This window comes from Kineosporia sp. NBRC 101677, from assembly GCF_030269265.1.
GTDB lineage: Bacteria > Actinomycetota > Actinomycetes > Actinomycetales > Kineosporiaceae > Kineosporia > Kineosporia rhizophila.
Genome location: NZ_BSTA01000017.1, coordinates 77,431 through 89,905 on the forward strand (window position 1 = coordinate 77,431; position 12,475 = coordinate 89,905).

The following is a 12,475-nucleotide window of genomic DNA, read 5'->3' on the forward strand; positions in this document are numbered from 1 at the left end:
TCGACCCAGCCGTTTAATAAACCCTTTGCGGGCCGCCCAAGTGCTCGCTTGCCCGCACCTCACACTGTTTGACCCCCCATTACAAAACCGGTTTACTAGCCGCTTATTGCTCCTGGGGCCGCGACCGACGGCTCCCACCAGGCGCACCAAGGAACCCGATGGTGAGGAGTGGTCGCGATGATGCGCACCAGCCGGCAGACGCAGACCCGGACGCCAGGAGGCGGTCCCGCACCGAGCAGACCGAACAACACGGTGCGACGGTGGCTGGGCGAGAATCCGCTGGGCCTGGTGCTCAGCGCCCCCTACACCGCCTTCGTCGTGGTGGTGCTCCTGATCCCGTTCGCCTTCGGCGTCTGGATGTCGTTCCACGACTTCTTCTTCACCGCACCCGGTGTCGCCGTGCCGCACCCGTTCGTCGGACTCGAGAACTACTCCGAGGCCCTCAACGATCCGGCGGTACGCCAGGCCTTCGGCAACCTGCTGATCTTCCTACTGATCAATGTGCCACTGACGCTGGTGCTCAGCCTGGCCCTGGCTTGCGGGCTGGACGCGGTGGTGCACTGGAAGGGCTTCTTCCGGGTCGCCTACTACGTCCCCTACGTCACGGCCTCGGTCGCCACGATCGCGGTCTGGATCTTCCTCTTCAACGGCAACGGGGTCGTCAACTCGCTGCTGGGTGACCTCGCACCGACCCCGTCGTGGCTGGCGAACCGCAGCCTGATCATGCCGCTGATCGCCGTGTACGTCTCGTGGAAGAACCTGGGGTTCTTCGTCCTCCTGTACCTGGCCGCGCTGCAGAACGTCCCCAGGGAACTGCACGAGGCGGCCCAGCTCGACGGGGCCGGCCGGTGGCGCCGTTTCCGTTCGGTCACGCTGCCCGGTGTCCGGCCCGTCACCTCACTCGTGGTGCTGCTCACGATCATCACCACGGGCCAGATCTTCACCGAGCCCTACCTGCTCACCGGCGGCGGTCCTGACGGCGCCTCGATGACCCCGGCGCTCCTGATGTACCAGAAGGGCATCCAGCAGGGTCAGCCCGACATCGCCGCTGCCATCGGCATGGTCCTCGTCGTCACGGTGCTGATCCTCTCGCTGGTCGCCCGGCGCGTCACCGAAGGGAAGAACTCATGAGCACGACGAGCACGCCCGCCGCCACCCGCCCCACTACCCGCCCTGCAACCCGCCCTGCAGCACGACCGCGCGCAGCGCGCCTGCTGCGAGGCCTTCGCTTCGCGCTGCTGATGCTCGGCGCGCTGACCGCGCTCGTGCCCTTCTACTACATGATCGTCGGAGCCCTGCAGCGCGAGCGCGACACCAGCCTGCAGGGCATGCTCCCGCTGCCCGGGAAGCTGACCCTCGACAACTTCGCCGAGGTCAACGAGTCCATCAGTCTGGGCCGGTCCCTGCTGAACTCGCTCGTCATCACGGCCGGTGTGGTGGGCTGCACCCTCGTGCTCGGACTGCTCGTCGGCTACGCGCTGGCCGTGCTCTCGTTCCGTGGGCGCGGTCTGGTCTTCGCGCTGGTGCTGCTCGTGCAGGCCATTCCGTTCCAGCTGCTCATGGTGCCGCTGTACGTGATGGTGGTGCGCTACTTCGGTCTTGCCGACACCTACATCGGCATGATGCTGCCGTTCGCCATCAACTCCGTCGCCGTGCTGATCTTCCGGCAGTACTTCCTGCAGATTCCGCGGGAGATCTTCGATGCGGCCCGGGTCGACGGGGCGAGCGAGCTGCGCATCCTGGTCTCGATCGCTGTGCCGCTCGTTCGCCCGGCTGTCCTGACCGCCATGCTCGTCACCTTCATCGGGCCGTGGAACGAGTTCCTCTGGCCCTTCCTGGTGACGAAGGAAGCCGAGCTGCAGCCCCTGGCCGTCAGCCTCGCGAACTTCTCGCAGTCGAACGGGACCTTCGTCGACAACCCGATGGGGGCCGTTCTGGCCGGCGCCTGCGTGCTGGCGGTGCCGGTGGTCGTGCTCTTCCTGCTCTTCCAGCGACACTTCACCTCCGCGAACCTCGGATCGGCGATCAAGGGCTGAGGGCCCTGACTCGCCGTGCCTTCCGAGGTTGCCCCGAATGTAAAGGCTCTGGCCATGAATCACGACACGACCGTTCCTTACTCCCTGCGCCGGCTCGGAACCCTGATGACGGCCGAGCCCGGCCATCCGCTGGAGGTCGAGGGGGTCCTGAATCCCGGTACCGCATGGGGCCCGGACGGACAGCTCTACCTCTACCCACGGATCGTGGCGCAGGGCAACGTGTCCCGGATCGCCCGCACCCGGGTGATCGTCCAGGACGGTGTACCGGTCGGGATCGAACGGCTGGGTGTCGTGCTGGCACCTGATGAGGGCTGGGAGCACGGGCGTCAGAACGCCGGCGTCGAGGACCCTCGGATCACCTTCGTCGAGGCGCTCGGCTACCACGTGATGACCTACGTCGCCTACGGCCCGCTGGGCCCGAAGCCGGCTCTGGCCATCTCGCACGACACCGTGAACTGGCGCAGGCTCGGGCCGCTGCACTTCGCCTACCAGCCCGAACTCGACACCGATCTGAACCTCTTTCCCAACAAGGACATCGTGTTCTTCCCCGAGCCGGTCACCGGCCCCGACGGACGGGCCGCGATCGCGCTGCTGCACCGCCCGATGTGGGATCTCGACTGGCTGCGCCCCGGAGAAGGCGCCCGCCCCCCGGCCGGGATCGACGACGACCGCCCGTCCATCTGGATCGGCTACATCGATCTGGAAGCCAGCCGGCGCACCCCGGCCGCACTGACCACCGTGCACAGCTCGTCCATGATCGTGGCGCCGGAAATGGCCTACGAGACAGCCAAGATCGGCGCCGGGCCGGCTCCGCTGCGGGTGCCCGAGGGATGGCTCATCCTGCACCACGGAGTCTCCGGTGCCGTTCCCAAGGGTTTCGAGCTGGCTCACGGATCGAAGTACGCCGCCGGGGCGATCCTGCTGGACGCTGACGACCCCCGTCAGATGATCGGCCGGACCGCAGAACCACTGCTCGAACCGGAGACCACGGACGAACTGCACGGCACCCTGGGCAATGTCGTCTTCCCGACCGCGATCGAGAAGATCGGCGATCGGCACTTCGTGTTCTACGGCATGGCCGACTCCTCGATCGGCGTCGCCGAGCTGGAGAGAATCTAGGACAGACGCCAGAAGCGGCGGCCGGGAAACCGGCCGCAGCTTCTGCGTTTGGACTCTGGTGGGGCTCAGTCAGCCACCAACACCTCACAGCGGCCCACTTCCTGCCCGTTCGCATGGGTCAGCAGGACCGCGGTCTTTCCTGCGGCACCCGAGCCGCGACGCAGGTCCACCTCGATGCGGCCTGAACCGTCAAGGCGGGCCTTCCCCTTCACCTCTGCCACGTCCTCATCCAGCGAGTAGGCCGAGACCACATCGCCCTTCTCGGACGGGGTGATGCTCGCCGTCAGCGTCGCGGTGCCCTGACGCGGGACCTCGACCGGCTTGCCTGCGCAGGTGATGGTGTATCCGCCGTAGAGCTCGAACTCGTAGATCGACAGCCCGTACCGGGTGACCGGCAGCCCGATGACGCGCACGTAGCGAAGCTTCGTGGGCGTCAGGTCGACGGCGTTCCGCAGCTCGTCCGAGGTCTTCTGGACCCGGGCCAGCTGCTCCCAGGCCCGGCCGTCCGGTGAGCCCTCGATCCGGTAGTCGTTCGCGGTCGCCGCCTCCCAGGAGACCACGGCCTGGCTCACCTGCTGGGCACTACCCAGATCAACCTGGAGCCAGCGTTCCGTGGTGTAGGGCGCGTCCTGCCTCAGCGACGCCCAGCGGGTCCCCGGGAGCCCGTCGTTGGCGTACGCGGTCTGGATGTCCTGATGGGCGAACGTGGAGTCCGCCGTGATCGGCCGGCCGAGAGCAAGGTTCGCCCGGCCTGCCGGCGCGGTAGCCGATCCTGCCTCGGCATGCTCATAGACCTCCAGCTCCCACAGGGACACCCCGTAGCGGGTCGTACTGCGCTGGCGGGTCTGCACGCGAACGAAGCGGGCCTGCTCCTGCAGCTTGACCGCATCCAGCGCCCCGTCGCTGCCCGTCCCCGTCGTTCGGTAGGCATCCCGCCAGTCCTTGCCGTCGTCCGAGACCTGAACGCTGTACTGCCGGGCGAACGATGCCTCCCAGGCCAGCCGGACCGCACCCACCGGCCGGACAGAACCCAGATCGACCTGGATCCAGGAGGTGTCGGTGTTGTTGGCGCTCCAGCGCGTCGTCTGGTTCCCGTCCGCGACCGCGGCCGGCGTCGTACCTCCCGAGGCCGTGACGGTTCCCCCGATGGCCAGGTTCGCGCTCGAGCGGACGGCGAACTCCCGGACCCAGTAGCCGTTGGCCTTCCCGTCCAGCATCAGGATCCGGACGAAAGCCGCTTCGACCGGGCCCAGATCGATCTTCTCCTGATTCCCCGTACCGTTCTGCACCAGGCGCTGGTCGGTCCACGCCGTTCCGTCCAGCGACGTCTGAACCAGATACGTGGCGGCGGGCTTGGACCCCCAGTCGATGTCGACCCCGGTGACCAGGCGACCACCGCCGATCGTCGCGGCCAACCACGCCGTGGCGGTCTTTCCCGAACGCCAGACGGTCTTGGGACTTCCGTCCCCCGCCAGGGCCGCGGGATGCCCGTCGGCCGAATCGCTTGCGGAGTACAGCGACTGACCCCCATCTGCGGGCGACAACGGCGCCGTGACCGTCTTGCCGAGGTTGGCCCCCGTACCCAGGACGAACGTGCCCTGGGCGTCGACCCTCTCCCCCGAGACGAGTGCGACCTGGACGATGGCGTTCGGCCGATCGGGACTGGCCACGCTCACCACCGGCTCGGCCCCCGACTCGTCCAGGATGAGAATGCTCGGACCGCTCACCCGCAGCCTGCGTCCATCTCCCAGGTCCAGATCGCCGGCCCGGAAGAAGGTCGCCATGGTCCGCTGCAGCCCGGCGTGACGCACCGCCTGTACGTCGGTGGTGTTGCTGAGCACCTGGACGGCAGGCTTGGCGGCGTACGCCGCGACCTCCTGCGGCTTCTTGGCGGGCAACACGATGTACTCGTAGCCCGCGCCTTTCGGCTGCACCCCGTGATCGAAGTGCAGCGTGAACGCCTGAGCCTCGACCGGCTCCCCGTTCAGCCAGCTGCCGGTCTGCGTCGCGTTCGTGACCTGCACGTCCTGGCCGGAGGGGAAGACGTAGCCGACCTCGTCGTTGTAGGCCCACTGCGGATCGGCCACGCTCTGGTCCGAGACGCCCGCGGCGACAGACCGGCCGTCGATGCTCGCGTTGCTCTTGGCGGCAGCCTGGTTGACCACAGAGTGCACCGGGGACGCGCTGGTCGATTCGATACCTGTTCCGAGCGCCACCATCTCGTCGTCGAACGAGAAGTAGCTCTTGAGTCCCCGGGTGGCGGCCCGGTCGAGGGTGTGCACGCTCGCCCCGTAGCGGCCGTCCGAGACGCCTCCGGTGAAGCTGCCACCGTTGCTCGTGCGCCCGGCGGGCCCGGTCGTGGAGTCCTTGACGTACGGGGCGGTCACCCCGGGGTAGTGGAACCAGTCGAACGCCGGACCCAGATCCAGATACTCGCGATTGTTGACCTGGATCGCGGTCGCACCCGCAGAACTCCACGCGATCTCGTTGCCGACCTTCGGGCGGATGGTCGAACGGTACTCGCTGCCGACGGTACGGCTGGAGTTGAGACGGGTGAAGATGCCGTACTCCTCGCGCAGGTGCGAGGAGAACTCCGAGCGCCAGAAGTAGCGGTTACCCGTGACGCCGTTGCCCCGTGTCCTGCCCCGGATGCTGTCGGCGAGCTCCCGGTACGCCGTGGCGTAGAGGGAGTCGGTGCGCGCCATCTGGTCCAGAGGGTCGAGGAACTCTGCCGCGTACCCGGTGACCCCGTCCACCGTCTTGGGCGGACGATAGCCGAGGTACAGCATGCCCACCTCACCGCGGATCATCCAGCGGGTGCCGGAGACGATGTAGAAGGCGATGGCGTCCAGCTGGGCCCTGGTGAAGGCCAGGTCAGTGCTGCGGGCGGCGTCGGCCCAGATCGCGATGTTCGCGAACAGGGCCATGCCGTAGCCCTCGCTGTACAACTGTGCCCCGTGCGCCCAGAAGCTGGCGTCCGGCTGCACGGCCTCCTGCACCGTCCCGCTGTTGTCGACCTCGACGGTCTTCACCATGGTCGCGAATCCGGTGCGGATGTCGCCGATGTCGGCCTTCGCGACCGCTTCGAACAGGTAGTTGGTGGTACGCCAGGCGCCGTTGGCGCCCACCGGATCGAGCCTGCCGGTGTTGTGCTCGAACGCCGCCTGCAGCGCCGGTCCGGAAAGGACATCGCCCAGGAAGACGCCGATGCGGCCCATCGCCATCGACTCGCCGACCTCGGTCTCCCACCAGTTCTCGTTGCCCGGATCCACGGTGTCCCAGTGGACCAGAGCTCGCTCGAGCGCGGTGACCAGGGCAGGGTCCTCGAAACCGGCGGTCTCAGGGTCGCGGTAGGCCTGCGCCATCGCCAGCATCCGGTAGAGCGCGATGTACGACGACCAGGTCCTGCCGTTGGCCGAGCTGGTGCGATCGGCGTAGTCGACGTCCGGCCAGGAGCCGTCCGTCTCCTGACTGGCCACGTAGTCCAGCGCCTCGGACGATCGGGCGAGGTAGACGCCGTTGGCGATGATGACCTCGTCGCCCTGCTCCAGGTAGTACTCCTGCAGACGGTCGATGACGACGGCCACGTCGGCTTCGTCGGCAGCTGCGGCGGTTGCGGTCGGCGCGGTGGTGAGGGCGCCGACGCCCACCATCAGCGCGAGAGTGAAGGCGAGAACGCCCCGGGCTCGTTTCATGTGCGGCTCCCTTGCCGGTTTGCACGCTGTGGATCATGAGGAGGCCCGCCGTCCCGGGCGGTGACGCGACGGGCGCAAACGACAGGGCCCCGGGCACGCACCTCAGTGCATGTCCCGGGGCCTGTGAATCAGTCCTTGCCGGCCAGGTCGTTGATCTCTTCCGCCGCCGAGTTCATCGTGCCGGCCAGATCGCCCTCGCCGGACATCACCGCTCCGCTCCAGGCATCGCGGAAGGTCTGCCAGATCTCGGTGGCGTTCGGGATGTTCGGCACGTCGACCGTACGTGCGACTTCCTCCGAGAAGGTCGCCAGGACGGGGTTCTCGGCCAGGTAGTCGGCCGCCACCTCGCTGATGTCCGTGCGGATGGGGAACTGGCCGGTGGTCTCGAGCAGCGCGTTGTCGTTCCCCGCGTCCATCGAGAACTTCACGAACTCCCAGGCGGTCTGCTGGTTCTCGCACGAGCTGTAGAGCCCGACGTTCTTGGAGTCACCGAACGTGTAGGTCTCGTTCTCCGGGACGCCGTCGGCGGTCGGCAGCGGAACGACGCCGTAGTCGACCTTGCCGTCGAACTGCGCGGCGCCCCACGGCCCGGCGATACCCATGGCCGCCACCCCGTCGGCGAAAGGGCCCGCCCAGGCATCGCCGCTGTAGGCCTCGGGCGAGGAGAACCCCTCGCTGTAGAGCGTCTTCCAGAACTCGAGCGTCTCGAGCCCCTCCGGACTCGTGAACGTCGCGCTCCCGTCCTTGACCAGCTGCGTACCACCGGTGTTGGCCAGATAGAGCGGGTAGAAGTCGAAGAGGGAGTTCGTGTAGTCGCTCGAGGCCGGCGGGTACAGGGCGAAGTCGGCCGCACCGGAGGTCTTGATGGCCGAGGCCGCCGCGAGCACGTCGTCGTAGGTCGACAGGCTCGGCTTCTCGGGGTCCAGACCGGCCTTGGCGAAGGCCTCCTTGCTGTAGTACAGCATGAAGGGATTCGCCTTCCAGGGGACCTGGTACAGGTCGCCGTCCGGAGAGCGGAACCCGTCGGCCGCGTCACCCGAGCGACTGGTGATGAACGACTCCGCGTCATCAAAGGTCTTGGAGAGGTTGACCAGCCCGCCCTGCTTCTGGAACGCCGGCACCGCGGCAGGGGCGGTGTTGTACACCAGGCACGGCGTGTTCCCAGCGGTGATCGCCGCCGCGATCGCGTCCTCCGAGGACTTGCCGGCCGGAATGGCCTCGGCCTTCACCTGCGCGTCCGGGTGCTCGGCGTTCCATGCCTTGACCACCTCCTCGCCCCAGGCGATCTCCTGCTCGTTGGTGGAGTACCAGATACTGATCGGCCCGGTGGTCGGTTCCGATCCGCCACCCCCGCTGGACCCGCATGCTGCCAGCGGCAGCGTGATCGCAGCCAACATGACGGCTCCTGCGTAACGCTTCATTGCGCACTGCTCCTTGGTTCCGGCGCCCCCTCGGAGCGTCCCGATGTTGCTGTGACGGCCACCATCCGCATCCCGCGGTCGCGCTGCCACGAGCCAGACCCTCGCAGCGCGGCCAGTTCGCCACCCCGCGGAACCGCGACGTGTGCAGACGAAGTAGGTGAGGCGAGTAAACCGGTTTGGCTAAACGCTGTCAAGAAGTCGCGCGGCCAGCCACGGAAATGGTCTTCGGACCCCTTGTAATGCCGGTTTGCCAAATCCGCGGCAACTAAACTCAACTAAACACTAGAAGGAGGGTCCAGGTTCGAGGTCGCCCCCAGCGGTGACGGAGCCGGGCAAGGGGGACAGACCCGCTCGCGGGCGCCTCCAGGCCGCGCGATCTGGCCGAACTACATCCGGGAACAAGCTCTCCTGCGCCGAACCCGTCAGGATCCAGATGCGTGCGCTCATCGGCGACAGCTCCCGTACCGCTACCGGCCCCCACGGCCCGGAACGCCCGACCGCGGTGGGACAGCAGGCCGATCACACGCCGGCGCTGACGCGCCGTCCCCCGACCAATGGCTAAGGATCGAGGGCACCTGGGTGCCTGAGGACCCTTCCCTACCCGCCGTCAGCCGGCTACCGCAGAGCGATGCCCCCCAGGTGGTCACGGCCACGAACCCACGGAACCTTACGGGTGGAGTCAGCCGTCCAGGCTGTTACGCAACAACTAGGGGGCCTCCCGTAGAGAGGGCCCGTACCAGGTCAGATGGCGCCCGCTGACCAGAGCGCACGCAAGCGGCGCGAAGTCGGGGGGGCCGTCCTCAGCGGTGAAGGCATACGGTTCGTCCGGCAGCACCACCAGATCTGCCCCGCACGAGCGCAACTCATTCAGCCCGACCTTGGGGTAGCGCTCCGGATGATCGGCGTACACGTTGTCGACCCCCAGGCGAGCCAGGACGTCACCGGTGAAGGTGTCGCGCCCGACCACCATCCACGGCCGACGCCAGATCGGGATGATCGCCGAGCGCCGCGCCTGACCCGTCGCCGGCAACCGCCACTGTCGTTCGGCATCGCTCAGCCAACCCGGAACGCCGAGACCACAGGCCACGGCGAGCATCTCCCTCAGGCTCGTGAATGCCTCGGGGACTGTGCGTATGCGGGTGACCCACACGGACAGACCTGCCTCGCGCATCGCCTGCAGGTCAGCCGGGCGGTTCTCCTCCTCGTTGGCCAGCACCACATCCGGACGCAGGTCGACGATGCGCTGCAGATCGGGGTTCTTCGTGCCCCGCACCCGCGTCACGTCCAGATCCGGTGGCTACGTGCACCAGTCGGTCGCACCGACCAGCAGGTCCGGGGCCGAGGCCGCGACGCTTTCGGTCAGCGAAGGTACGAGAGACACCACCCGGCGCGTAACGGTCACGCAGACCAGTCAGCCACTCGGACCGGCACAGCGCACCAGCTTCGCCGATCGGCCGGTCTCGGGTTCCACCTTGATCGGCAGGCATGTACAAGAACACCGTGGTGTGCAACGGCGTGGGCATCGCCGTCCCACACCCCGGACCTATGTCGGTATTCCTCGAGAATCACGAATGGCCTCGCGCCGAGCCATCGATGGGAGCGGCGGACCTGGGCCTCCCGGAAACGGCGCCGGTCCTCGTCCGTCTCCGGGGCCAGGGGGCAACAGCACGAGGACGGCTGTCCTCGTCGATCGCAACCATCACCACGTAGGCCGGGGCGACGTGTACGGGTGGCACGGAGCGCAGGGGGTGCCGAGATCGTCGCGTCGGGGGGAACAATGATGCAGTTCGTGACCACGCGGCGCCCGCAGTTCGGGCCGGACGCCTTGGACCTGGCGTATCAGCAACTGTCTCTGTCCTCGAGTATCGGTCTCCCCGAGATCGACCTGGCCCGGATTCTGTCTCACGTCGATACGTGGTTCCTTCATGATCGTCCCTGAACAACCGGCTTGGGCAGATCGCGTTCCTCGAAGCCCGTCACTCCGGCTGATATGGTGCGGATTTCCTGACGGGCACCCGCTGGGTAGCTATGCAGGGCCCTGCCAAGTCCGTGGGGCAGCTCGCAGATGCGTAGATTGATCGCGACCCAGGGAAACAGCTATGGCATTGCCGGATCGATCTCAGAGAATTACCGAGAACCTCCTGGTCTCCTTCGACGTGGACTGCGGCGAGCTCGTGCCGGGGCACCATTTCATAGCACGCGGGCTGAGCGATCAGGGCTTCTCGCGGGACGACTTCACCGACTCAGACCCTGCGGGGCGCGAGGAATACCGGATGACGTGCCTGGAGTACGAACTGGTCCCAGGTCTCACGCCTGAAGAGGTTGCGGCGGGCCACGTTGGGTACCAGGCCATTGACGCTGCCTACGCTGCAGATGTCCCTCCGTCTTGGGATACCGGTGATTCCCGCAGCGGGCCAGGGTCTCTCTACAAGGCGACCGGTGGCCCCAGCACGGAGGGGCAATGCGGCCCACATCCCCTCCCCCAAGAAGCTCAGCGTGTCTCATTCACGCTCTTTCCCATCACTCGCGAAGGTATAGCCAAGGGGCGTCGCGCCGCAGTGGACGAGCCTGCGGGAACACTCGCCATCGACCTCATTGCGAAGAGTGCTGTTTGGCAATCCCGGAACTAGTGGCAGCCAGCCGCGCCGGTGAGCCTGTCAACGGCCATGCGTTTCAACTACGCTCGGATTGAGCAGGAGATGCGTATCGAACATTCGCGGCACTGGAGTGTGGTCGTTGGAGTCGTTCAAGCACCTTGGACCGTTCAGTGATCTGGTGAGTTTCAGCGAGACCGCCCGGGCTCACTCCTCACTGCCGGCGCACTCCCTGACTCCCGCCCGGGTACGTGAGTTGCTCGGCGTGGACCTCGATCCGCAGCCTCGCGATGTCCAGGTGCACGGGCGTTGGACGAGCGAGGGCGTGGACGGCGAGGAGGTGTCGTGGTCGGTCGGCTACGGCCCGCGCACCCAGGCCTGGGTGCTGCGACCGGCCGGCCACGAGGGCGCGCTGCCGGGGGTGCTGACGCTTCACGGGCACGATGCGTTCAAGTGGAACGGCAAGGAGAAGATCGCCGACGGCCCCGGTGAGAGCTCACCAGAGCTGACCACCCTGCGTCAGAAGTTCTACGGCGGGCGAGCCTACGCGAACGAACTGGCCCGGCGGGGATTCACGGTGCTGGTGCACGACGCAACGCTGTGGGGTTCCCGGCGCTTCCCCGCCGATGACATGCCCGAGCAGGGCTCCACGCCCCCGGAAGACCGCTGGATCGCCCCGGAATCCGAGGGGGACGCTACGGATGTGCAGTGGTACAACCGCCTGGCGGCTCGCCATGAACATGTGGTGGCCAAGTACTGCACCCTGCTCGGGATCAGCTTGGCCGGCCTGGTCAACTACGAGGACCGGATCGCCGCCGAGTATCTCGCCGGACGTCCCGACGTACGAGACGGTGGCCTGGGGTGCATGGGGTTCTCCGGGGGCGGGTGCCGGACGGCTCTGCTGCAGGCGACGTCCGAGCAGGTCAAGGCTGCAGTCGTCACCGGGATGATGTCGACCTACCGAGGGCTGCTCGATGCTCATGTCGCCACCCATACCTGGATGCTGTTCCCTCCCGCCCTGACCGCCGTCGCCGACTGGCCCGATGTCGCTGCGACCCGGGCCCCTTCGCCGTTGCTGGTCCAGTATTCGCTCGACGACTCGCTCTTCTCCGTGCCCGGAATGCGAGCGGCCCACGAGCGGCTGCAGCACCTCTACGAGAACGCCGGCGCGCGAGACGCTTACGTGGGCCAGTTCTTCCCGGGGCCGCACCGGTTCGACGTGGCCATGCAGGAAGCCGCCTTCGAGCAGCTCGACAGATGGCTGGCGGGCGTCTAGTCGTCTCCGTTGAGAACGAGCGGTGACTGAACCTTCGGCTCGTTCCTGGTCCGGAAGGTCTTTTCGATGCCGATCCCCGCATGTTCTTGCCGTTCGCGAGCGGCGGTCAGGACGGTGAGGGCGACGGTGAGCTGGGTTTTCGATAGCGTCTGAACCGACGATCCCTCGTCGACGGTTACGGGAGCCGGCGCCCGGCGTCATCAAGACTGATGCTCCTATTGCTGTCAAGCCGTGGTGAGCCAGGTTCGGTAGCGGTCGGCGAGGTCGTCGTCGCGTTGTAGTCCTCGTTCGAGGCGGGAGATGGCGGTGGGCCAGAGCCCGAAGTGTTGGGCTG

6 protein-coding genes and 1 pseudogene are annotated in these 12,475 nt (G+C 67.2%); 4 read left to right on the plus strand and 3 right to left on the minus strand.

All coding sequences use genetic code 11. The features are described from left to right. Positions 1-177: 177 nt before the first annotated feature. The 3 genes from QSK18_RS33415 to QSK18_RS33425 are packed head-to-tail and all read left to right on the plus strand — an operon-like array spanning position 178 to position 3,155. Positions 178-1,131 (plus strand): carbohydrate ABC transporter permease, encoded by a 954-nt coding sequence (locus QSK18_RS33415; protein ID WP_285627721.1) that lies wholly within the window; start codon positions 178-180, stop codon positions 1,129-1,131. Continuing rightward, the gene (locus QSK18_RS33420) at positions 1,128-2,036 is read left to right on the plus strand and encodes a carbohydrate ABC transporter permease (protein ID WP_285627724.1); all 909 of its coding nucleotides are present in this window, start codon (positions 1,128-1,130) and stop codon (positions 2,034-2,036) included. The genes QSK18_RS33415 and QSK18_RS33420 overlap by 4 nt, the downstream gene beginning before the upstream one ends. 54 nt (positions 2,037-2,090) lie before the next feature. Continuing rightward, entirely contained in the window at positions 2,091-3,155 is a 1,065-nt protein-coding gene (locus QSK18_RS33425) for a glycoside hydrolase family 130 protein (protein ID WP_285627728.1), read from the plus strand. Between the two features lie 65 nt (positions 3,156-3,220). Here the strand turns inward: QSK18_RS33425 and QSK18_RS33430 are convergent, their stop codons facing one another. The 3 genes and pseudogenes from QSK18_RS33430 to QSK18_RS33440 form a co-directional block, all read right to left on the minus strand. Next, positions 3,221-6,850, minus strand: coding sequence for a polysaccharide lyase family 8 super-sandwich domain-containing protein (locus QSK18_RS33430; protein WP_285627732.1), 3,630 nt, complete (start codon positions 6,848-6,850; stop codon positions 3,221-3,223). Between the two features lie 128 nt (positions 6,851-6,978). Beyond that, positions 6,979-8,247 carry an extracellular solute-binding protein gene (locus QSK18_RS33435; RefSeq protein ID WP_232814436.1) on the minus strand — a complete coding sequence of 423 codons (1,269 nt, stop codon included), beginning with the start codon at positions 8,245-8,247 and terminating at the stop codon, positions 6,979-6,981. A gap of 730 nt (positions 8,248-8,977) precedes the next feature. Then, a pseudogene (locus tag QSK18_RS33440) lies at positions 8,978-9,682 on the minus strand (helical backbone metal receptor). Positions 9,683-11,046: 1,364 nt separating this feature from the next. Between QSK18_RS33440 and QSK18_RS33445 the strand changes: the two are divergent. Next, entirely contained in the window at positions 11,047-12,141 is a 1,095-nt protein-coding gene (locus QSK18_RS33445; protein ID WP_232814435.1) for an alpha/beta hydrolase family protein, read from the plus strand. Positions 12,142-12,475 lie beyond the last annotated feature (334 nt).